The organism is Streptomyces sp. NPDC013157, assembly GCF_042899865.1.
GTDB lineage: Bacteria > Actinomycetota > Actinomycetes > Streptomycetales > Streptomycetaceae > Streptomyces.
This window is the reverse complement of sequence record NZ_JBIBAK010000027.1, coordinates 1-21,509: the sequence shown is the minus strand read 5'-3', so window position 1 is coordinate 21,509 and position 21,509 is coordinate 1. Positions and strand designations below refer to the sequence as shown.

Annotated in this window: 20 protein-coding genes and 4 pseudogenes; 13 read left to right on the top strand and 11 right to left on the bottom strand. The window is 68.9% G+C overall.

Annotation, left to right across the window (positions count from 1 at the left end; translation table 11 throughout):
* The first annotated feature begins 2 nt into the window (after window positions 1-2).
* On the top strand, window positions 3-770 hold the full coding sequence (locus tag ACFY6U_RS48445; protein ID WP_390049011.1) for an ABC transporter ATP-binding protein: 768 nt from the start codon (window positions 3-5) through the stop codon (window positions 768-770).
* Window positions 771-793: 23 nt separating this feature from the next.
* Here ACFY6U_RS48445 and ACFY6U_RS48440 read toward each other — a convergent pair whose 3' ends face one another.
* Window positions 794-1,690 (bottom strand): nuclease, encoded by an 897-nt coding sequence (locus ACFY6U_RS48440; protein WP_390049010.1) that lies wholly within the window; start codon window positions 1,688-1,690, stop codon window positions 794-796.
* A 97-nt stretch (window positions 1,691-1,787) separates the two neighbouring features.
* Window positions 1,788-2,897: a LacI family DNA-binding transcriptional regulator gene (locus tag ACFY6U_RS48435; protein WP_390049009.1), complete on the bottom strand. Its 1,110-nt coding sequence runs from the start codon at window positions 2,895-2,897 to the stop codon at window positions 1,788-1,790.
* Window positions 2,898-3,038: 141 nt separating this feature from the next.
* Between ACFY6U_RS48435 and ACFY6U_RS48430 the strand changes: the two genes are divergently transcribed.
* The 4 genes from ACFY6U_RS48430 to ACFY6U_RS48415 all read left to right on the top strand — a co-directional run bounded on the left by ACFY6U_RS48430 (window position 3,039) and on the right by ACFY6U_RS48415 (window position 5,533).
* Window positions 3,039-3,311, top strand: coding sequence for a hypothetical protein (locus ACFY6U_RS48430; RefSeq protein WP_390049008.1), 273 nt, complete (start codon window positions 3,039-3,041; stop codon window positions 3,309-3,311).
* Window positions 3,308-4,117: a TIM barrel protein gene (locus tag ACFY6U_RS48425; RefSeq protein WP_390049006.1), complete on the top strand. Its 810-nt coding sequence runs from the start codon at window positions 3,308-3,310 to the stop codon at window positions 4,115-4,117. The genes ACFY6U_RS48430 and ACFY6U_RS48425 overlap by 4 nt, the downstream gene beginning before the upstream one ends.
* 382 nt (window positions 4,118-4,499) lie before the next feature.
* A complete protein-coding gene (locus ACFY6U_RS48420) occupies window positions 4,500-4,709 on the top strand; it encodes a hypothetical protein (RefSeq protein ID WP_390049004.1) in 210 nt (69 codons plus the stop codon).
* A 203-nt stretch (window positions 4,710-4,912) separates the two neighbouring features.
* Window positions 4,913-5,533, top strand: a complete 621-nt coding sequence (locus ACFY6U_RS48415; RefSeq protein WP_390049003.1) for an SMI1/KNR4 family protein — start codon at window positions 4,913-4,915, stop codon at window positions 5,531-5,533.
* Window positions 5,534-6,165: 632 nt separating this feature from the next.
* Here ACFY6U_RS48415 and ACFY6U_RS48410 read toward each other — a convergent pair.
* Window positions 6,166-6,292 (bottom strand): annotated as a pseudogene (locus ACFY6U_RS48410) (GntR family transcriptional regulator); the annotation flags it as partial.
* A gap of 267 nt (window positions 6,293-6,559) precedes the next feature.
* Here ACFY6U_RS48410 and ACFY6U_RS48405 point away from each other — a divergent pair.
* Entirely contained in the window at window positions 6,560-6,910 is a 351-nt protein-coding gene (locus ACFY6U_RS48405; RefSeq protein WP_390049001.1) for a hypothetical protein, read from the top strand.
* A 375-nt stretch (window positions 6,911-7,285) separates the two neighbouring features.
* On the opposite strand, the gene ACFY6U_RS48400 is transcribed toward ACFY6U_RS48405, so the two are convergent.
* On the bottom strand, window positions 7,286-8,059 hold the full coding sequence (locus ACFY6U_RS48400; protein ID WP_390048999.1) for a calcium-binding protein: 774 nt from the start codon (window positions 8,057-8,059) through the stop codon (window positions 7,286-7,288).
* Window positions 8,060-8,169: 110 nt separating this feature from the next.
* Here ACFY6U_RS48400 and ACFY6U_RS48395 point away from each other — a divergent pair.
* Window positions 8,170-8,382 (top strand): annotated as a pseudogene (locus tag ACFY6U_RS48395) (UTRA domain-containing protein); the annotation flags it as partial.
* 18 nt (window positions 8,383-8,400) lie between these two features.
* On the opposite strand, the gene ACFY6U_RS48390 reads toward ACFY6U_RS48395, so the two are convergent.
* On the bottom strand, window positions 8,401-8,766 hold the full coding sequence (locus ACFY6U_RS48390) for a hypothetical protein (protein WP_390048997.1): 366 nt from the start codon (window positions 8,764-8,766) through the stop codon (window positions 8,401-8,403).
* Between the two features lie 845 nt (window positions 8,767-9,611).
* On the opposite strand from ACFY6U_RS48390, the gene ACFY6U_RS48385 reads away from it, so the two are divergent.
* The gene (locus ACFY6U_RS48385) at window positions 9,612-11,966 is read left to right on the top strand and encodes an NACHT domain-containing protein (protein ID WP_390048995.1); all 2,355 of its coding nucleotides are present in this window, start codon (window positions 9,612-9,614) and stop codon (window positions 11,964-11,966) included.
* Between the two features lie 59 nt (window positions 11,967-12,025).
* Here the strand turns inward: ACFY6U_RS48385 and ACFY6U_RS48380 are convergent, their stop codons facing one another.
* Entirely contained in the window at window positions 12,026-13,039 is a 1,014-nt protein-coding gene (locus ACFY6U_RS48380) for an ISAs1 family transposase (protein ID WP_390048993.1), read from the bottom strand.
* A gap of 195 nt (window positions 13,040-13,234) precedes the next feature.
* Between ACFY6U_RS48380 and ACFY6U_RS48375 the strand changes: the two genes are divergently transcribed.
* Entirely contained in the window at window positions 13,235-14,050 is an 816-nt protein-coding gene (locus tag ACFY6U_RS48375) for a ferritin-like domain-containing protein (protein ID WP_390048991.1), read from the top strand.
* Window positions 14,051-14,231: 181 nt separating this feature from the next.
* On the opposite strand, the gene ACFY6U_RS48370 is transcribed toward ACFY6U_RS48375, so the two are convergent.
* Entirely contained in the window at window positions 14,232-14,843 is a 612-nt protein-coding gene (locus tag ACFY6U_RS48370) for a TetR/AcrR family transcriptional regulator (protein WP_390048989.1), read from the bottom strand.
* Between the two features lie 145 nt (window positions 14,844-14,988).
* On the opposite strand from ACFY6U_RS48370, the gene ACFY6U_RS48365 reads away from it, so the two are divergent.
* The 3 genes and pseudogenes from ACFY6U_RS48365 to ACFY6U_RS48355 all read left to right on the top strand — a co-directional run bounded on the left by ACFY6U_RS48365 (window position 14,989) and on the right by ACFY6U_RS48355 (window position 17,268).
* Window positions 14,989-15,723 carry an SDR family NAD(P)-dependent oxidoreductase gene (locus ACFY6U_RS48365; protein WP_387865164.1) on the top strand — a complete coding sequence of 245 codons (735 nt, stop codon included), beginning with the start codon at window positions 14,989-14,991 and terminating at the stop codon, window positions 15,721-15,723.
* A 33-nt stretch (window positions 15,724-15,756) separates the two neighbouring features.
* Entirely contained in the window at window positions 15,757-16,380 is a 624-nt protein-coding gene (locus ACFY6U_RS48360) for an NADPH-dependent F420 reductase (protein ID WP_390048987.1), read from the top strand.
* A 139-nt stretch (window positions 16,381-16,519) separates the two neighbouring features.
* Window positions 16,520-17,268: pseudogene (locus ACFY6U_RS48355) on the top strand (transposase family protein).
* Window positions 17,269-17,511: 243 nt separating this feature from the next.
* Here ACFY6U_RS48355 and fmdA read toward each other — a convergent pair.
* The 3 genes from fmdA to ACFY6U_RS48340 form a co-directional block, all read right to left on the bottom strand.
* A complete protein-coding gene (gene fmdA, locus ACFY6U_RS48350; RefSeq protein ID WP_390048985.1) occupies window positions 17,512-18,762 on the bottom strand; it encodes a formamidase in 1,251 nt (416 codons plus the stop codon).
* Between the two features lie 24 nt (window positions 18,763-18,786).
* Window positions 18,787-19,425, bottom strand: a complete 639-nt coding sequence (locus ACFY6U_RS48345) for an AmiS/UreI family transporter (RefSeq protein ID WP_390048983.1) — start codon at window positions 19,423-19,425, stop codon at window positions 18,787-18,789.
* Between the two features lie 188 nt (window positions 19,426-19,613).
* Entirely contained in the window at window positions 19,614-19,886 is a 273-nt protein-coding gene (locus ACFY6U_RS48340) for an FmdB family zinc ribbon protein (RefSeq protein WP_390048981.1), read from the bottom strand.
* A 365-nt stretch (window positions 19,887-20,251) separates the two neighbouring features.
* Between ACFY6U_RS48340 and ACFY6U_RS48335 the strand changes: the two genes are divergently transcribed.
* Window positions 20,252-21,415, top strand: coding sequence for an NAD-dependent formate dehydrogenase (locus ACFY6U_RS48335; RefSeq protein WP_390048979.1), 1,164 nt, complete (start codon window positions 20,252-20,254; stop codon window positions 21,413-21,415).
* A gap of 10 nt (window positions 21,416-21,425) precedes the next feature.
* Here ACFY6U_RS48335 and ACFY6U_RS48330 read toward each other — a convergent pair.
* Window positions 21,426-21,509: pseudogene (locus tag ACFY6U_RS48330) on the bottom strand (IS5/IS1182 family transposase); the annotation flags it as partial.

Genomic DNA, 21,509 nt, shown 5'->3' with positions numbered 1-21,509 from the left:
GGATGCTGCGCCTCGACTCCGTCAGCCGGCACTTCGGCGACCAGCACGTCCTGGACGGCATCAGCCTGACCGTGCCCGACGGCCAGCTCCTCAGCGTGGTCGGCCCGTCCGGATGCGGCAAGTCCACACTGCTGCGCACCATCGCCGGACTTCTGCCCGCCCAGCAGGGCACCGTCACGATCGACGGCACACCGGTCACCGGCGTACCGGACCACCTCGCGGTCGTCTTCCAGGAGTACGGCCGCTCGCTCCTGCCCTGGCTCACCGTCCACGACAACGTGGCCCTCCCGCTGCGCCGCCGGGGCCTCACCCGCGCCGCCCGCCGCGCCGAGGCCGAGACGATCCTCGAACGCGTCGGACTGCACGGCGCCGCCCGCCGTCACCCCAGGGAACTCTCCGGCGGCATGCAGCAACGCGTCGCCATCGCCCGCGCCCTCGTCTGCCGGCCCTCCCTGCTCCTCATGGACGAGCCGTTCGGCTCCCTGGACGCGGGTACCCGCGAGGACCTGGAGGACCTCCTCCTCCAGGTCCATCGCACCGACGACACGACCATCGTCTTCGTCACCCACGACATCGACGAGAGCGTGTACGTCGGCGACCGCGTCGTCGTCCTCTCCCCGGGCCCCGGCTCCCGGGTCGTCCGCGACCTCCCGGTCGCCCTGCCGTCCGACCGGGACCAGATCACCACCCGCAGCTCCCCCGGATTCGTGGCACTGCGCACGGAGGTGGGCAGAGCGGTGCGGGGCGCTCCGCGAGGAGGGCCGAAATGAGCGCGGGCGTCGCTCCTGCTTCCCTACTTCTCGACGAAGACGAGGTCTTCGATCGGGCGGGTCATCCGGAACGTGCCGTTGGTGACCTCGACCACGTGCTGGAGGCCGACGATGCTGTCGCGCCGGCCGGGGACGAAGAACTCGTCCGCGCCGCCGGCCAGATAGGCGGGGAGACAGGCGAGGGAGGGACCGAAGAGCCGGATGTAGTCGGCGACGCGGCGGAACAGCTTGGGCACGATCACCAGATCCTCGGTGAGCGACGCCAGGCTTTCGACCTTTACGCCGCTGATCGTCACGTCGTGCGCCCAGACGCCGTTGGCGGCCACGGCCGCCCTGGCCTGCTGCGTGGTGGCCGCCATGTCCGACCGCAGCACCTGGGGGAGGTCGCTGTAGAAGGTGGGGTAGACCAGGCCGAGGGAGAGCAGGTGGTGATTGGCGGTCTGGTGCAGCATGTCGACGGTGACGTCGATCCGGGCGCCGCTCCTCGCGGGCTTCGGGGGATTGCCGACCTGCGGCGGGGCGCCGCACCCGAGCAGCGCGACGCAGCGGCCGTAGACGTCGGCACCGGAGGTGAGGATGTAGCCGGGCACGGTCTTCGGGGTCGAAGCCGTGACCGTCTCCTCGGCGTCCTGCACGACGTCGGTGAAGCCCAGCCAGCTCAGCAGCTCGTCCCTGGCGGCATGCGCGCCGAGGCCCAGCGGCTGGTGGACGTAATCGGGTCCGGCGCCCTTGTAGTGGGTCTCGAGGGCGTCGATCCCGTCCAGCCGGAGCGAGGCCCCGCCGTTCTCGTCCCGCTTGACGCGATGCCCGCCGGGGACCTCGCACAGGAACCCCGGGTCGTGCGGAGTGAAGTGGACGGTGTCTCCGTCGGGCCGGTCGCCGAGGACCCCGTACGAGCCGGTGATGAGCAACATGGACATGCTGACCTCCCGCGTCCGAATGATCACCAATTGTGACCTGATATTCGAACCGCTGCCGGGAGCCGGAGCGGCGAGTCCGCACATCTGTCCTAGAACGTTATAGGAGGGGGTCGCGGCGAGGCGCCGGGCCGGTCGTGGCGCGCTCCACCAGGCGGGGGGTGAGCACGGTCTCCTGCGGGGTGCCGCCCTTGATCAGGTCCAGCGCGGCGGTCACGGCGGCGTCCGCCATGCCGGCCGCGTCCTGGGAGACGGTGGTCATCTGCACGTGGGGCATCTTCGCGAGCCGCGAGTCGTCGTAGCCGACCACGGAGATCTCCCCGGGCACGTTGCGGCCCCGATGCGCGAGGACGTTCAGAACGCCGGTGGCCGTCCGGTCGTTGAAGGCGATCACGGCCGTGGGCGGCGGCACCCGACGGTCCAGCAGGTAGCGCATGCCCTCCGCGCCTGCCTCCTCGGTCAGGCCGCCCGCGAGCACGTCGGCGGAATCGGCCAACCCGTGGTCCGCCATCCCCTGGAGGAAGCCGAGCCGGCGGTCGGAGCTGCCCGGGGCGCCGGCGCCGTCGATGTGCGCGATCCGCCGGTGACCGAGGCCGACGAGGTGGTCGACCGCGAGCCGGATGCCCACCATGTCGTCACCGCGGACGGAGCCCACGCTCGCCAGTCCGCTGCGGCGGGCGACGAGGAGGGTCGGCAGCCGCCGGGCCAGGCGTTCGAGTTCCTCGTCGGACAGGCGGCTGCCCAGTAGGACGGCGGCCTCGCAGCGCTCCCGGAGCAGGGCGTTGACCGCCGTGGACTCCGCACGGCTGGGGGCCACCGCGCTGATCGCCGCCTCGTAGCCGTGCCGTGCCGCGGCGGCGTAGAGGTGCTCGACGAGGTCGCCGTGGAAGGGCTGCTGGAGCTCGAAGACAACGCCGAGTACCCGCGAACTGGACCGCCGGAGCTTCTGGGCGCGCTGGTCGGGGACGTATCCCAGTTCGTCGGCGATCCGCAGCACGCGCCGGCGGGTCTCGTCACTGGCGCCGGGGACACCGCGGATCACGATCGAGACCAGGGCGGTGGAGATACCGGCGGCCCGTGCCACGTCCGCCATGGTCGGGCGGGCCTTGCGCGTGGCGCCGGGTCGTCCCTCGCGCGTGGCGTCGGCAGGGGCCTGCGCGGGGGGCGACTGCCCGGCGCCGCCGCGGGCGTCGTCGTCCGACTCCCTCACGTCACCGCTCCCAACCTGGTCGAATGCGGTCCCGTCGCCGGTCCCGACGGCCTTGAGCCGAGCATATCGACCCCTTGACCGACTTCCCGGTGTGCGCCTACCTTCCAGACTAGAACGTACTAGTCCTCGGGAGCCACCGGCATGGTCGTCGCTGACAATCCCCCCGGCCGACTGCGGCCCGACCTCCACACGCCGCGGCCGGCCACGATCGGCGCGGGCCGCATCGGGTCGTACCGTGCGGCGTTCGTCGTGCGGCACATCCCCGGCGTGACCGCGGCCACCGTCACGCCGGTCGCCGTCACGCCGGTCGCCGTCACCGGCCACGACGCCCGCCGCGCCCTGTCCTTCGCCCTCGCGGCGATCCGCGGCGTGGAGACCGACCGCCCCGTCACGATCGCCGAGGTGACCGCATGACCCCGACCTCCTCCCCCTTCGTCCTGGCCGCCAGCGCCGAGATGCTCTACCGGGACCGCCCGTTCACCGAACGGGTGGCCCGGATCGCCGAGCGCGGCTTCCAGGTGGAGATCTGGGACTGGTCGGCCAAGGACCTCGACGCCCTGGCCGCCACCGGCGCGACCTTCTCCTCCATGACCGGCTACCTCACCGGCAGCCTCACCGACCCCGACGGCATCGAAGCCCTGCTCTCCTCCGCCCGCACCTCCCTGGAGGCCGCGGCCCGGATCGACAGCCCCCGCCTGAACCTGCACGGCACCGGCCTCGACGACAAGGGCCTCCCCGTCCGCCCCGTCGAGACCGTGACCCCGGACATGTGGCTCACGGCCGCCGACACCCTGCGGCGCGTCGCGGAACTGGGCGAGGCCGCGGGCCGGGTCTTCACCCTCGAGAACCTCAACCTGGCCGTCGACCACCCGGGCACGCCCTTCGCCCGCGCCGCCGACACCCTCACCCTCGTCCGGGCCGTGGACAGCCCGTACCTCCGGATGAACCTGGACCTCTACCACGCCCAGATCGGCGAGGGAAACCTCGTCGAACTCTGCCGCCAGGCGCTGCCGTTCATCGGTGAGATCCAGGTCGCCGACGTCCCCGGCCGCTGCGAACCGGGCACCGGCGAGATCCACTACCCCGCCATCGCCCGCGCCCTCCACGGCCTCGGCTACACCGGCGTCATCGGCCTCGAAGGCTGGGCCCGCGACGACTCCGACGCCGCCCTCGACGCCTTCCGCGACGCCTTCACCATCGCCGTCCCGGCCTCCCCCTGACCAACGCCGCCAGGGGGGAACCCTGGATCTGCACAGCGAAGGTGCAACTGCCGCACAGGTGAGTTCGGTTGATGCGGAGTTGTCCGGGTCGGAGCAGACGTGGCAACACCTGCCGGTCTCAATGTGCAGTACTACGTGTAGAGAAGCTGCCCTCAATTCGTGTGCATGCGGGCACGGATGAGTGGCCGACCGCTTCAACTGCCCTGCTGGGAGCAACGACCGACTGGATGCCGGGCACTCTCCGTGGTTTGATCCTTCGCGCCGCCGGGATCGCGCCAAGGAGTCCGGAAAAGGATGGTGCGGGCCGCGGTCGCGGCCGATCGTCTGTCCCCAGCTTGGCCGCGCCCCCTTGTGGAACATCCATACGAAGGGCAGTTGCATCATGAACTCCGCTCCCCAGGTTCAGACCCTTGAAATCTCCGACGCCGAGCTCGACACCGTCTCCGGTGGGCTGAGCCCGCAGATCGGCATCACCGCCGGCCCCACGGCGATCAGCAGCTCGGACCTCGTGTCTCAGCTCGGCGCGGTCAAGGACGAGGTCCTGGGCACCGTCGGCCAGTACCACCAGGTGGGACTCACCGTCTCCTTCTGATCGCCGGATCGCCGGACCCCCTCAGCGGGTGATCGCCGACAGCCTGACCGTTGATCGGCGACACGGCGTCTCGTGACTGTGCGGGCGCCGCCGGCTGGGGAAACCGCGAGCATGTGCAGTGAGTACAGGCGGCCGACACGGGCTTGGCCGTCTCCTGCTCACCAACCCCGCCACTGATCGGTGAGTTCGTACCGGCCGAGTCCGTGCCTGGCGGTCAGGGCCGTGACATCTACCCCTTGCGCGGTGAGGGTTTCGCCGATGTAGAGGCACAGCTGCTCGCGCTCGTCGGTCTCGAAAGCGCACTCGTCATGCGCGTCGTTCACCGCGTTCAGGGCCAGGACGACACGCTCCACTACGGCGAGAACCTGCGCGTCGAGGCATTGCGGATCGCAGCCCAGGGGGGAACCTTGCCACCGCCCGCAACGCCGGAGGCCGTCGCCGCGGCGGAAGAAGTCATCGGGTTCCCGCTGCCTCCTCTCCTGCGGCGCCTGTACCTCAAGGCCGCCAACGGCGGATTCGGCCCGAACGAAGGCATCCTGGGCGTGCGCGGTGGGCCCGTGCAGGGCAACTTTGCGGACATCGCCGAGCTGTACCAGGACGGCCCGGATCCGTCCGGCCGCATCCCGGCCGGTCTGGTGCTGATCCACGACTGGGGCTGCACCATCTGGTCGCTGGTCGACTTCCGCGACCCTGCGGGCGTCATGTGGTGCACCCACGAAGGAGAGAGCTGGCCCCAGGGCATGAAGCTCGCGGAATGGCTGACGGGCACGCTGGCAGGAACCGTGACGGTGCAAGCCCTGCTCGAGAGTCAACCCGTTTCATAGGCCGGATGTCTCCCTGTCCTGAGCCGGCGCTCCGTACGCGGCCACGGCGGCTGTCCGTCTTGGTCGTCGAGACCCTGCTGTACTTCGCTACGGGTCGGAAACCGACTCCCTCTCGTCGGCTCTACTGCCGTCGTCTACGACGCAAGCCTCCAGCGCCGGCGACGGCGACGAAGAAAGTGCCGCCCACTGCCATAGGGAGGTGAGAGGCGAAAGGCGTTGGAGGGAGGCGTTCAAGGAAGGCTCGATCGAACGCAATTCCGATCAAGGTGGCTGTCAGCGCGGTCGCCCACAAGAGCAGTACGAGCAGCCATGTGCTCCGGGTGCTCAGCCAAGGAGTCATTGGATCATCATGTACCCGACGTACCCTCGGCCTCAGCCCCTGGCTTTGTACCAGCTGCGCCAGGGCGGCAGACCGCCACGCTTTTCGCGCCGGTCGCTGGTTGGAGATCGTGTATGCGGACCGGACCTGAGCCGGCATCTCGCCGGCCTGCCGTCAGCGAAACAGCTCCGGAACCGGGCAGATTTCCAGCGGATCGTCCGGCCGGTCCGCCCACTGCTACCACGTGTGCCGGTCCGCACACCGCCACAATGCCCGGCAGGTCCGTCAGCCGTACGGAGAACCCTGGACAGGGCTACCTGTTGATCGGGATCCCGTAGGCGATCTCGCAGTGGGCCGTGGGCACCGACGTCCGCCGCCTCCAGGGGCCGCCCGTCGTCGCCGTAGTACGTCCGCCGGATGTGCGTCACGAACCTGGCGCGCGCTCCAGCCTCGGCCGCGCCCGACCCGGTATCGCGAGCGACTCGACTGTTGTGGATCTCGCCAGCACTACGCGGCCGGTCCGCCTGGAGGCAATCCCAAAGGACGTTTCAGACGTACTGGAGGTAGGCCGCATTCTGGGAGTGCGCACCTGATCGGCCGGTCCAGTACGGCGGGATCTTGGATGCGGGACGTGCTCCGCGGCTGCAGCCATCCATCTCGTGCCACCGGGAGTCGCGCGAGACGTCGGAAGGAAGGGTGTATCCATCATGCGAGCACAACGCGCGAGGCGTCTCGGCGCGACGTTCGCTGCCAGCATTCTGATGGCCGGCGGTGCTGCGATCAGCGCAGCCGGCACGGCCGCAGCAGCCCCTGCCGCAGCAGCCCCTGCCGTGCACACCCAGGCGCCCACCGATTGGTGCTTCGGCAACAACGACTGGCACTGCTCCGACCACGGCGGGTTCCGCTTCAACCACCCGGGGTTCTGCTTCAATCACCCGGGATTCTGCTTCGGCAACGGCTTCGACAACCGCTTTGACAACCGCTTCGATCACCGCTTCGACAACCGCTTCGATCACCGCTTCGTGAACGGGGGCAGCGTGATCATCGTGGTTCGGTAGCGGTCACCGCAGTTACACAAGGGCGCGCCCGTCCTGGGTGCGCCCCGAGTCACTCCACACCCTTCGGCAGGAGCCGTGCCCGCGTGGTGATGGAGATCCTCGGTCACTCCCGGATCAACGTCCTCAGGGACGTGTGCACGCACGTCGGGACAGGCCCCCCGGCCTGCGGTCATGAGCCACATCGGACCGACTGCTCAGAAGGCGCCCCGGTCGTCAGCGACCAGCGCCGTTGATGCCCGACGCGGATGTCGGAGGCCCCGGACCATGATCGGTCCGGGGCCTTTTCCCTGGTGCCCCCGGCAGGATTCGAACCTGTGACACCCGCTTCGGGAGTTCGATCCCGCGCCTGCGTGGCTCGGTGCGTGATACCTCTGTCTACCGCACGTCTACGTAGTCCCCGGCGGTCTTGACCGCCGCGGTCGTGCTGGTGCCGGAGAAGTAGTAGCGCCAGTAGCCGTCGCCGGCGGCTGTCGCGGTGGTCTTCAGGGTGCCGGTGCTGTTGGTGTACACGGTTTTGACCGTCGTGTAGGTGTCCGTTCCCGCTTTGCGGAACTGCAGCTTGACCGGCTGGTCGGTGTAGCCACGGTAGTCGTGGGTCTCCCAGTTGGCGCGGGTCAGTTTGCCGGTGACGGTGATGCTCTTGCCCTTGGCGACCGGCTCCGGCGAAGCGTTGACACTGAGCTTCGAGTAGCGCTGGATGTTCGTGTACTTGTAGGCATCCAGGGAGATGCCGCCGTTGCCCTTGTCGAAGGCGTCGACGCCGACCTTCCACTGCCCGGCCCAAGAGTTCTTCCGCAGGTCGCGGGGGTTGAGGGTGAAGGGGACGACGCAGGTCTTCGTCGCGGCGTCGACGGCCGTGCACGTAGGACGGCCGAACGGCACCGTCATGTCCGTGTCTTCTTCCTTGGGGCCGCCGTGCCACACGAACACGCGGGCCGTTTCGATGCCGTCCGGATCGGTGGCGGTCACCGAAGCCGAGAAGGTGACCTTGTTGGAGATGCCGACCACGACGGGCTTGCCGCCGTTGACCGTGACGCTGGTGATCGTCGTGTCGCCGCCCCACGACTCGTCGGCCTGAGCCGTCGGAGCGCTTGCGACGGCGAGTGCCAGGGCGCCGGACAGAGCGGCACCTATGGCGATTGAGCGCATGTAGTCCCCAGGAAAATCAGGCCTGCCGGTCGAGCCCCCGCCGCAGGCACCACGATGGATAGCGGGAGCGTACTGCGTTCACGCCGACTTGGCTGATTGTCCACCCGTGCGACACCCTGGGGCACACCGCGGACCGCCTCGACCAGTTCGAGGAGGAGATCCGCGCCCGGATGCCCTCTCCCTCCGAGGTCAAGGCCCTCCACCTCGCGGCCGGCGTGCCCGTGATCCACCTGATCCGGACCTCCTTCGATACCGAAAGGGGGGCCGTCGAGGTCTGCGACACGGTCATGGCGGCGGACGCCCACGTGCGGTCGGCGACCTGATCGCACGTTCGGCGGACGCTAGTCGGCGGGCTGATCCGTGGCTTCAACCACCGGGGCGGCGAACATGGCGCCGATGTTGTTCCACGTGAAGCCGTCCCGCCAGTCCGGTTTGTCGGCCGCCCAGTCGAGGAGGGCCTCACGGGCCCTGTCCTGGGAGACGGTCAGGGTTTGGTAGTGCTCTGCGGCGACACCGTCCCGGTACTCCAGTTGGTAGGTGTTGTTGTCGCGGTACAGCACCTGGATGTACCAGTCGCCCTCGCGGCGCTCGTCCTGCCGTTCAAGGATCAGGTGGTCGCCCTGCCCCAGGTTCGCGAGCATCGTGCCTATCGCCGTCTTGGAGGGGCGCTTCACCGCGTGCCCCTGAGCGTTCGTCGCAATCAGCATGGGCAGAGCATGGCGCAAGGGTCTGACAGTGGTGGTTCTCGGGGAGCCTCCGTGGCCGTCCTGCTTGGGGCGTGTGATCGTCCCTCTGAGGTAGGGGGATCGCCGTGAGCCCGAAATGGCGGACAGATACGGCCTGACCGAGGCCCGTCAGGGCATCGCCCACGAGACGTCAAAGGACCCGGACCATGATCGGTCCGGGTCCTTTTCCCTGGTGCCCCCGGCAGGATTCGAACCTGCGACACCCGCTTCGGGAGTTCGATCAACGGAGGGCGTGGGGCTGCTCGTAGTCGTGTTTGCGGGCGCTTGCTGATCCATTCATGACTGCCCGGATCCATCGTTGTCCGACGACGTTGTTGTCGGCCGCTGATGTCAATCTGTATGGGGAAGCCGCTGTTCACGAGGGGACCGGCAGGCCTCTTGCCCGGCGCACGCATGGGAATCTGTGAGCTGTGGGCGCCTGGCAGCCGCGGAACGGTTTGGTGTCCGCCTGCGTCGTCCCTCTCCGGGGCACGGCGGCCGTGTTCCGGAGAGGGGAGACCGGGTGCATACGCGCCAGGGCTGTTGCAAAGTCTTTTGATCTTCGAGTGAGCGCAGGCCGGGTGAGGCCGAGGAGGCCCAGCGCGTGGCGGGCGCTGCCGTAGGACATCTGGCAGAGGCCGGCTGCGATGTTCGTATGGTCGACGAACCGCAGGGTGTTGATCGCGAAGCCGCGGAGAGCGGCTTCGCGACCTGGGCCGCGTGGGGATGCCGACGCCAATGGACAGGGCCAGCCAGGCCCAGTTGCCGGCGGCAGAATTTCCCAAATCCGCTTGGCCTGGGTCGATTTGCTCCTTCATCCTGAGCCCATGACATGGATCGGGGGAACACGGCGGTACGCCGGTCGGATCGGGCTGCTGCTCCTAGCCGCCGCGCTCTTCGGCGTGGCGCTGTATATGGCCTCGCTCGGCATGGAGAAGACGACGCAGTGGCTGACAGTGTCGGGCGGCGTGCTCGCCCTGGTGCCGGTGGTGCGACAACCGGTGCGAACTCTGGTCGGTTGGGCCAGGCATGGCGGCACGCCGTCCCGGGCCCAACTGCCCGACGCGGTCAACCTGTTGGTCCGGCGTGTGCGGGAGAAGTGGATCGCCGAGGAGGGGGAGAGCCGCCACCATGATCCCCGCGCGTTCTTCCCGATCCATTGGTCGGTGACCCCGGCGGCCCAAGCTGTCATGACCTGGCTCACCTGGGCCGATCTGCTGACGGATGCCCCGACGCCGCCGGGCCAGGGCCTGGATCCGCAGGCACCCGCCGGGGAGTACGAGGCGCTGCGTGAGACGTATGCACGGCGGCTGAGGCATGGGCGGCTTGTCGTCCTCGGCCGGGGCGGCGGAGGCAAGACGCATATGGCCCGCCGCCTCGCCCGCGATTTGCTGGAGGGGCGGGAGCCGGGCGGGCCGGTGCCGGTCTTCTATTCGCTCGACTCGTGGAACCCGAACGAGGAGGAGCTGCGCTCCTGGGTGACGGGCCTGCTGATACGTGACTTCACCTGGCTGGCGACGCCGTGGGCGGAACCGCCCGAGGAGGGACTCGACGGGCTCGACGCCCCCGATCGCAACCCGCGCGCCCTGGAGCCGCTGGGTGCCCGCCTCGTCCGCGACGGACATCTGCTGCTGGTCCTGGACGGGTTCGACGAAATCCCGGAGCCTTCCCGGCCCAAGGCGCTGGAGCGACTCGTGGAGTTTGGTGCGTACGCCCCGCTGGTCATCACCAGCCGCACCGACGAATACCGGCAGGCCGTTGACGCGGTAGGCAGCGGCCTTCCGGCCGCCGCCGCGGTGGAGCTGTCGCCAGTGTCTGGCGAGGCCGTTAAGGCGTATCTGGAATACAACACCGCCCATATCCCGCCCGGCCGTTGGAACGCGGTCTGGGACCTACTCGACCGCACGCGGAGCAGCCCGGTGGCCGACGTGCTCCAGGTCCCGCTGATGGTTTGGCTCGCGCGCAACGTGTACGCGCCCCGCAACTCCAACCCAGCCGAGCTGGTCATCTTCCGGCACCCGGAGGCCGTCGAGAAGCATCTCCTCCACGAACTCGTCAGGGTCGCCTACAACCGGCCCGCCCCGGAACTGCACAGCGGTCCCTGGACCGTGCCCCGCGTCCGGCGCTGGCTGCGGTTTCTCGCACAGTGGCTGGAGCGGGAGGGCCGGCGCGACATCGAGTGGTGGACGCTTCCGTCGGCGGTTACCTCCACCACGGGGCGGCTGGTGAGCGGACTGCCGGTGGGACTCGCGGCCGGGGTACCGTGCGGGTTCGTCATCACGGAGCTGTGGGGGTGGCCCGCAGGGCTCTCCTCGGGAGCGGCGCTCACTGTGCTCGGCTGTGTACGCGCCTTCTCCCCGGCCCTGCGGCCGCTGGGCGAGCGGGTGCAGGGACCGGTGCTCGGGCGGGCCTGCGCTCTCGCAGTCGGACTCGCCACTGGGATGCCCACGGTGGTGGACGGAGAACTCGCCCTCGGAGTCGGGAAGGGCACGTCCACCGGCATCCTCGCGGGACTCGCCGCGGGGTTCGTCATCCACGGGGCTCGTACGAAGCCCACCGCCGTCAAGGTCCGCATCCGGGGCCATCGGCTGAACATCCTGCGCCGCGTCAGCGCGGGACTCCTTCTGGGCCTGCTCTTCGGCGTCGCCCTCGGCCTCCTGCTTGGTCTGGTCAACGGGCCCACCACTGGTCTCGTCTTCGGCATCCTGTCGCTCGCTATGGGCCTGGCCCTAGGCATCGTCGACAGCCTCCACCTGTGGATCGACAACCCGGCCAACCTCAACCGCTCGGTCAGCCCCCGCTCCGTCCTTGGCTCGGACCGGGCTGCCGCGGCGGCACGTGCCCTGGTGGCGGGCCCTGTAGTGGCCGTCGGGGCAGGGCTGACGGCCGGGGTCGGACTGGGCGCGCAGACGGGGGTGCTGGTGGGCGCCCTAATGGGTTTCGCCTTCATGACCACTGACCGGATGGTGGGAGTGACCGGCACCTGCTGGGGCGCCTTCGTCCTCACCCGGGCCTGGCTCGCCGTCTCCCGGCAGGTGCCCTGGCATTTCATGGGATTCCTCGACGACGCCCACCACCGCGGCCTGTTGCGCCGCAACGGCCCCGTCCACCAGTTCCGCCACATCCGCCTGCAGAAACAGCTCGCGGAGGGGGTGGCGAACGCTCGGCCGCTGACCCCCTGACACTGCCAGCCCCGCTGGGCAGGGCTGTTGCAAGTCTCGTGATCTTGGATTGTTGCTGATCAGGTGAGGTCCAGGAGGGCGAGCGGGCGGCGGAAGGGTTCGTAGGACATCTCGCGGAGGCCGGCCGCGATGTTCGCGTGGCCTGCCGCGCGAAGCCGGTTGATCGCGAAGCTGCGCAGAGTGGCCATGTTCTCCGGTCCGTGGCCGGTACGGACTTTCGAGGCGTCCTCGGCGAAGGCGGTGTCGCGGACGAAGCGGAGCCGGTTCTCGATGGTCCACTGCGATCGCACGATCTTCGCGAGACGCTCGGGGGATGCCTGGCGGCTGGTGAGGTCGGTCAGCACATAGACCGTCTCGCGGGGGCGTCTGCCGGTCTTCACGCAGGTCCGGTGGCGGATGATCTTCGCGACCTGCGCGGCGTGCGGGAAGTCGATGCCGAGGGCGGTGACGGTCAGGACCTGTACCACCCGGGTCTCCAGCCGCCCGTGGCCCTGGGAGCGGTCGTAGAACTTCGCCGTCGCCTTGTCCCAGGGCAGGGTCTTGAGCTGCGTATACAGGATCGGCTGGTTCTTCTTGACGGTGAAGGCATAGTGCGCCTGTTTCTGCTCGACGAGGAAGTGGGCGTGTGCGCGTTGGGTGTGCAGGGCGTCGGCGGTCACCGTCACGCCGCTCAGGTCGTAAGGCTCCAACAGGGCGGCGAAACAGGTGATTTCGTTGGTCTTGTCCGGCACCCGTAGCTGGGTGACGGCCGTCTCGGCACCGGTCATAGCGGCCAGCAGATGTGCTGCCGGGCTGTCGCCGCTGCGCGAGCCACGGGCGCTCTTGCCGTCCACGGCCAAGGTGTCGGACCCGGCTGGGTCGGCACCGAGCAGGTCGGCGAGGCCGCCGGGACAGGTGGCGTTGATGATCCGGCGGACGGTCGCCGGGCTCGGCGCGGCACGGACGGCGAACACGCTGGTGGTGCGGGCACCGAGCCGGGCGAGAGCCCCCTGCGGAGCGTTCCTGGCCCACTGGCCGATCGCGGCGAACGAACGGGCCCCGGCCAGCACGGCCGAGCACGCGATCAGCAGCACGCTCACGAATGTGTGACGCTTTCCGCGCCGGTGCCGCGGATCAGCCAGCGTGGCCAGCCGCTGCGGCAGTCCCGGCAGTGCGCGGTGCTGACGCGACGGCGACTTGATCAGGCAGACACTGGCAGACTGGCGGCACATCGAAGCTCCGGTTCGGCAGGGCAACTTGAGAGGTCACCCGCTCCAACCGGAGCTTCGATGCGTACGAGACGGGCCGGCCAGCAGCAGTCACACCACCGTGACCTGCAACTTCACAGCGTCACCAGGACTTTGAAACAGCCCTGGCATACGGGCGGCTTCGCCAAGTGGACAAGGCGGTTCGAGGACGAGTGCGAGCGCAGGCGTGCCCAGGGTGATCCGGACTGGGGGCAGAACGCGACGCTGCATCCGGCAGTGTGGGCCAGCATCCAGCGATTCCAGGTCGGCGAGGACGGTGACGGCGCCAACCTCGTCAGCAAGGCGGACCAGGCCGGCGACGCCGACTACGGGCAGGCCGTCCGGCTCTTCATCGCCGAGGAACAGAACCACGCCCGTCTGCTTGCTCGGCTGCTGGCCGCGGGAGGCATGCCGACGCTGACCGGGCACTGGAGCGACACGCTCTTCGTACGGCTGCGGCGTCTCATGGGCCTGCGCATGGAATTGCTGGTGCTGATGATCGCGGAAGTAGTGGCACTGCGTTACTACCGGGCGCTGCGCGATGGCACCGGCGATGCGCTCACTTCGGAGGTGGCGGGGCGGATCCTGTCCGACGAGGAGCGTCACGTGCCGTTCCACTGCGAGCGGCTGTACGCCTCCCTGGTGGAGCTGCCCCACGCCATGCGCCGCCCGGTGATGACCCTATGGCGACTTCTTCTGCTCGCGGTCTCTCTCGTCGTCGCCGCCGACCACGGTCCGGCACTCCGCCGACTCGACCTGGGGCGCCTGCGATTCGTGGGCGATGTCATGGCCTCGTCCCATGCGGTGGTCTCCGCAGTGCTGGTGCCCCGCCCGGATGCATGGACAAGCGCGGGCTGAAAGAGACAACCCACCGAGTCCTACGACCTTTTCAGGAGCACGGTGGGGCGACCACAGGTGTGACCTGCGGACTCCCTGTCCGGGCCGGAGTCCGGCACGTTCACCCCTGCGGACCCCGGTTCCACTCGGCCGTGGCCGCCCCGCGTCTGACTCACACTCTGCCCGGCCGCGGAGTGCCGCGTCAGCTTGGCACTTCCTCCGGTCGCTGGTCGTCGCCGGCTGTGGCGGGGATGGCGTTGTCGATGAGCACGGCGGCGATGGCGGCGGCGGTGGGGAAGGCGTCGGCGTTGAGGACCCGGGTGCGGGCCGCGGCGCCGTCGATGAGCAGCGCGAGCTGTTCGCCGAGCTGTTCAGGGTCGGCGGCGCCGGCTTCGCGGGCGGTGTCGGCGAGCCGCGCGGCGACGGCTTTCTTGTAGTCGCGTGCGTACTGGGATGCGGGGTGCTCGGGGTCGTGGAGTTCCACGGCGGCGCCGATGTAGGGGCACAGGGGGGTGGTGGGGGGGATGTCGAAGGCGGCGAGGAGCCGTTCGCGGGGCGTGAGGTCGGTGCGGTCGAACACGCCGGGCAGCACGGAGGGGTCGAACCGGCGCAGGTACTCGGCGACGAGTTCGTCCTTGCCGGTGAAGTGCTGGTAGGCCGTGCGCTTGGACACCTCGGCCGCCGCGCAGAGCTGGTCCATGCCGGTGCGGTTGATGCCCTGCTCGCGGAACAGCTGCTGGGACGCGCTGAGGATGCGCTCGCGGGCGCCCCGGCCGCGGCGGCGGCCCGTGGGGCCCTTCTCCAACTCCGTCATGGGTCCATGGTAACCGAGCTGGGTAACGACCGGTGTACATAGTTTGCGTTCCCGCCCGGTCGCCCCGTACCGTAAGCACACAGGGCGGTGTACATAACACCGTCACCCCAAGTGCACACGGCACCACCGACCCAAGGGAATGGCTATGGGAAAGCTCGACGGCAAGGTCGCGGTCATCACCGGCGGCACCACCGGCATGGCGCTGGCCGGCGCGAAGCTGTTCGTCGACGAGGGGGCGCACGTCTTCATCACCGGCCGCCGCCAGGACGCCCTGGACGAGGCCGTGAAGCAGATCGGCCGCAATGTCACCGGCGTCCAGGGCGACGCCGCCGACCTGGACGACCTGGACCGCCTGTACGACACCGTCAAGCGGGAGAAGGGCAGCCTCGACGTACTGTGGGCCAGCGCAGGCGGTGGCGAGCCCGCCCCGCTCGGCGAGATCACCGAGGCCCAGTTCGACACCTGGTTCGGGCTCAACGCCCGCGGCACCCTGTTCACCGTCCAGAAGGCCCTCCCGCTCTTCAACGACGGCGGCTCCATCCTCATGACCGGCTCCAACGCCTCCCTCGGCGCCTTCCCCGGCTGGAGCGTCTACGCCGGCAGCAAGGCCGTCCAGCAGGCATGGGCCCGCGTCTGGCTCAACGAGCTCAAGGACCGCCGCATCCGCGTCAACGTCCTGACCCCCGGCCAGGTCGCCACCGCCAAGCAGGAAGAACTCTTCGACGAGGCCACCAAGCGCCAGTTCGAGTCCCTCATCCCCCGCGGCCAGATGGGCCGCCCCGACGAAATCGCCACCGCCGCCCTCTTCCTCGCCTCCGACGATTCCAGCTACGTCAACGGCATGGAACTCGTCGCCGACGGCGGCACCACCGCCCTCTGAACCGGACAGCACACAACCAGGGCAGGACATCTCATGAGCAACATCAGCATCATCGGCACCGGCAACATGGCCCGCACCATCGGCGCGCGGGCGATAGCGGGCGGCAACACCGTCGAGGTCATGGGCCGTGATCGGTCCAAGGCCGCTGACCTGGCCAAGGTTCTCGGCGGCGGCACCACGACGGGTGAATGGGGCACCGCCCCGGCCGGGGACATCGTCATCTTGGCTCTGTTGTACGACGGTGTCGTGCCGGTCGTCGCCCAGTACGGAGACGCTCTGGCGGGCAAGGTCATCGTCGACATCAGCAATCCCTTCAATTCCACGTTCGACGGGCTGGCCCACCGCGAGGAGACCTCGATCGCGCAGGAGGTCGCCAAGGCGGCCCCGGCCGGCGCCGGCGTGGTGAAGGCGTTCAACACCGTCTTCCGCCAGGTCCTGGAGAAGGGTCGGCCCGACGTCTTCATCGCCGGCGACAGCGCGCAGGCCAAGGCACGTGTGGAGGCGTTCATCGAGAGCCTCGGGATGCGCCCGCTGGACGTCGGCGGCCTGAAAATGGCGCACTGGCTGGAAGGAGCGGGCGTGGTCACGGTGGGCCTCGCCAACCACGGTGTGGGGAACCTGGACTTCGCCCTCAGCGTCACCGAACTTCCCGTCTGAGCAGGCGATTGACGGAGCCCTTCGGAGCGGCTACCGATCGGGGGCGGAGCCGGCGTGAGGGCGGGGTGCGCAACGGACAGGGCTCCCGTGCCGTCGAGGGAGGTGTTCGACGTCTCAACTCGCTGGTGCGGGAGCCTCGTTGGTTCCATTTCCTGCCGCACTCGACCTTCCGCATGCGCTGGTCGAGTGGGTCACCATGCTCATCGTCGCCCGTGAGGGCGACCGCCGCTGCAAGCTCCCGCCGCACGCGTGCCCTGGTCGGTCTGGTGTACCTGCGCAAGCACGACACCTTCGCCCGGCTCGCGGACGGCTTCGGGATCTCGGTCGGCACCGCGCACACCTGTGTCACCGCCCTCGTCGACCTGCGCGCCGGTCTGGCGCCGGGCCTGCTGAAGGCCCTGCGCGAGGGAGATCCGGAGTACGTCCTGCTCGACGGAACGCTCGCCGAGTGCGACCGGGTCGGCGACGGCCGGGCCGACTGCTCGGCCAAGCACCGCAGGCACGGTGTGAACGTCCAAGTCGTGACCGATCCCGCGGGTCGGCTGCTGTGGCTCTCCCCGGCACTGCCCGGACGGGCCCACGACCTCACCGCTGCCCGCACCCACCACATCCTCCGGATCTGCGAACGCCAGGGCGTTCCCATCGTCGCCGACCTGGCCTGCCAAGGCACCGGCCCCTGGACGACGACGGCCGTCAAACGCCTCCCCGGTCGCGACCTCACCCCCACCCAGAAGACCCCTCAACCGGGCCCTGACAAGGACGCGCGCTCCGGTCGAACGAGGAGTCGCCCGCCTGAAAGCCTGGCGGATCTTCCGTCACGCCCGGTGCAGTCCGAATCGGATGACGTCAATCGCCCGAGCCGTCCTCACCCTGGAACGGCACCGCTGAAAATGCTCACTCATGACGGGCCGAGCAGCGGCGGGTGGTGTACCGAACGTCCCCTCGTACGGACGAAGAGCCCGGCTTGGAGCGGTCGGCCGGCGGGCGAGAACGACGAGTTCATCTGCTCCCCGGACACGAGGCCGCACACGCCCGTCACGCAGGAACTCGGCGAGTGGCTGCTGGACCGGCTGCCCGGCCGACGCTCCGCGACCCGTGTGCCGGGACCGCGGAGCCGCAGCCGGGATCGGGTCAGGCGGTGGCCACCGCGCACCGGCCTCGCTCGGCCTTCGCCGGTCCGGCGGCGCTGGGACGGACCTCGAAGTCGAACATGGCGGTAGGCACGTACAACGAGCAGCAGGCGTTGGGGATGTCGACGATGCCGCTGATACGTCCCTCGATGGGGGAGGAGCCGAGCAGCAGGTAGGCCTGCTCTCCGCTGTAGCCGAACTTCTTGAAGTACTCGACGGCGTTGAGGCAGGCCCGGCGGTAGGCCAGCGTCGCGTCGAGGTAGTAGTTCGTGTCCGTGTCGTGGTCGACGGAGACCCCGATGAAGGTGAGGTACTCCGTGTACCTCGGCTCGACGTTGCCTGGAATGAACACGGGGTTGGTGGAGATGCCGTACGTCTCCATGCCGCCCTTGATCAGGTCGACGTGGAGGTCGACGAAGCCGCCCATCTCGATGGCACCGCAGAAGGTGATCTCTCCGTCGCCCTGGCTGAAGTGCAGGTCGCCTCCGGAGAGCTTGGCGTCCTTGACGTGCACGGGGAAGAAGACCCGCGAACCACGCGTGAAGTTCTTGATGTCCTGGTTGCCTCCGTTCTCGCGGGCCGGCACCGTGCGCGCGCCTTCCGCGGCGATGCGCTTGGCGAGGTCTCCGGTGGCCGTGCCCGCCAGTGCGTTGGTGGTGTCCGGCGGTACGGCGAGGGGCGGTACCCGGTTGGGGTCGGTGTCGATCAGCGCCTGCTCGCGAGCGTTCCAGCGGGCGAGCATCTCGGCGGACGGGGCGGTTCCGAACAGCCCGGGGTGGGTGATCCCGGTGAAGCGGATCCCGGGAAGGTGGCGGGAGGTGGCCTGCTGTCCGTGGAAGTCCCATATTGCCTTGTAGGCGTCCGGGAAGTAGTCGGTCAGGAAGCCTCCGCCGTTGGCCTTGGCGAAGATGCCGGTGTAGCCCCAGCCCTGTCCCGCCGCGTCCCCGGTCTGCTGCGGCACGGGGCCGAGGTCGAGGAGGTCGACGACGAGCAGGTCGCCGGGTTCGGCGCCCTCCACCCCTATCGGGCCGCTGAGCATGTGGGGGATGGTCAGGTCGATGTCGCGTACGTCGTTGGCGGTGTCGTTGTTGCCGACCTGGCAGTCGGTCCAGTCGCGGCACTCCATGCGGAACTCCGCTCCCGGCTTCACCATGGCGACGGTGGGGACGTCCGGGTGCCACCTGTTGTGGCCGGGCACGGCCTGGTCACGCATCGACTTGCTGTGGTCCACGCTGAAGAGAATTTCAGGCATGAGAACTCCTAGATTCTGGTCCGGTCACGTCGGCGCGCCCGCACCTCCGACCCGCGGAGCCGCGGAAGTCGGCCGGGGTGTTCTGTGGGTGCGCGGCCACAGCCCCGCGAACACCACGACGCCGAAGACCGCCAGTGCGATGGCGATCTCGGTGGGGTGCTTCCAGTACCCGGAAAGCAGCAGCCCGGCGGGGATCACACCGGTGACCCAGCCTTCGATCGCCGTGACCCAGCCGGTATAGATCTTGAGGTCGTCCTTCTTGAGGCCGAGCAGCAGGAAGAACAGGAACCACAAGTAGGCCCAGTAGAGCCAGATGACCCCGAAGGGGTAATCCTTCAAGAGCCGGAAATTGACGAACGAATACCCCAGGGCGACTATTGCCACAAACAGCGAGTAGTAGCCGACGCCGGTGCTGTCGAGATCAGCGAGCAGGCTGACACCTACATAGAGGTAGGTGAACCCGAAGAGGTAGATGCCGGATGCCGTCAGGATCTTCAAGGGGTCGTCGTTGGCGGTGAAGATGAGGTAAGTAGGCGTCAGTACCTGCAGTGCGCCTATGAAAAGGTTGAACACTGCTCCGGCTCGGGTATCGACCTTTCCGAGCAGTAGCAGTCCGTTCATGAAGAGCACCGCACCGACGAAGAGCAGTCCCACGTTTCCCACGGGGACGCACCTCCTCAGTTCGCGTGAGGAGTCGAATCGCGTGGTGCCGGAACCGCCGATGAGCTGCCGAGGACACGGCGTGGCTCCCGGCCCGCGTTGCGTGATTCCGCATTCCGCACACCGCTACGGGAACGACGTGTTCCGATGCCGAACCCGCATGAGACGTTCTGCCTTGCTGACCACCGCCTTCAGGGACGCGGCAGCCGCGAGAGTGCGGGGTGCGGGCGCACCCTTCCGCGTGGCGGCGGTTCAGGGACCACTGCCGGGGCCTCACGCGCCTGCTCCTCCCGGACACGGAGGGCGGCGACCGCTTTCGAGGTCAGCGTGAGTCCGGGCGAGGAGTACACACGTCTCGCAGCGCCTGCGCAGACAGGGCAGCCGTATGTCCTGGGCGCCGTCCCGATCGCCAACCTCACGTCGAACGGCCCGCATCGGCTGCACAGATACTCGTAGGCCGCCATCAGCAGCCTCCGGATGCCGGTGGACGCTGACAAACCCGAGCGCGTGCGCGCACCCGCGACGAGCGCACGCCGCAGCACATTTCCTACCTCCAAGGAGACGTCTCGTGAATCCCGGTGTCAAGTACCGGACGACCGGGCATGGGCCTTTTCGCGGGGACCTCATAGCGACGTACGGCAGGGTGATCACCGTACCCACCGGCCGTACAAGGCCGAGGAAGAGGCTCCCGAACTCCCGTCATGGGCCTCGTCGAATGAGCCACGTCGCTGTCCGCCGGAACGCCTCCCCGTTATTCCGGGGCATTGCAGTGGCGACGCACACTCGACTAAAATTCAAGATCATCGGTGTTTCGCCGATGGAGGACGTCATGGCAAAAATCATTGCGGTGCTCTATCCGGATCCCGTGGGCGGTTATCCTCCCGACTACGCCCGCGACGAGATTCCCGTCATCAGCGGCTATCCGGGCGGTCAGACCGCACCGACCCCGCAGGCCGTCGATTTCACCCCGGGGCACCTCCTCGGCTGCGTCTCAGGGGAACTGGGACTGCGCCGGTTCCTGGAGGACCGGGGGCACACCCTTGTCGTCACGAGCGACAAAGAAGGGGAGGACTCCACCCTGGACCGCGAGCTTCCCGACGCCGACGTGGTCATCTCGCAGCCGTTCTGGCCCGCCTATCTCACCGCCGAACGCATCGCCGCGGCTCCCCGGCTCAGGCTCGCGATCACCGCGGGGATCGGGTCGGACCACGTCGACCTGACGAGCGCCATCGCCCACGGCATGACCGTGGCCGAGGTGACGTTCAGCAACAGCATCAGTGTGTCGGAGCACGCCGTGATGCAGATTCTCACCCTGGTGCACAACTACATGCCGGCTCACGAGTGGGTGACCGCCAGGAAGGGCTGGAACATCGCCGACAGCGTCTCGCGCGCCTACGACCTCGAAGGCATGGACGTCGGTGTCCTCGGCTCCGGCCGCATCGGCCAGGCGGTGCTGCGCCGCCTCAAGCCGTTCGACGTCAGGCTGCACTACTTCGACGTGCGCCGGCTGGCCAAGGAGGTCGAGGAGGAACTGGAGCTGACCTGGCATCCCAGCGCCCGTTCGCTGGCCTCCTCGGTCGACGTGCTCTCGATCCACACCCCGCTGCATCCGCAGACGCAGAACCTCTTCGACGCCGAGCTGATCGGGGCCATGCGGCGCGGCTCGTACATCGTCAACACCGCACGGGCGCTCATCGTCGACCGGGACGCCGTGGTGCGGGCTCTCGACAGCGGCCGGCTGGCCGGTTACGCCGGGGACGTCTGGTATCCGCAGCCACCACCGCCCGACCACCCCTGGCGCACCATGCCCCACGAGGCGATGACGCCGCACGTGTCCGGGTCGACCCTCTCGGCGCAGGCACGCTACGCGGCCGGTACGCGGGAGATCCTGGAGTGCTGGCTCGACGGTCGCCCCATCCGCCCGGAGTATCTGATCGTCGAAGGGGGTGCGCTCGCGGGGACGGGGGCGAGTTCCTACACGGTCGCCGGATGACTGAGCCTTTTCAGCGTTGCCGCTCCAGGGTGAGGACGGCTTTGGCGATTGACGTCATTCGATTCGGGCTGCACCGGGACCTGCGGAAGATCCG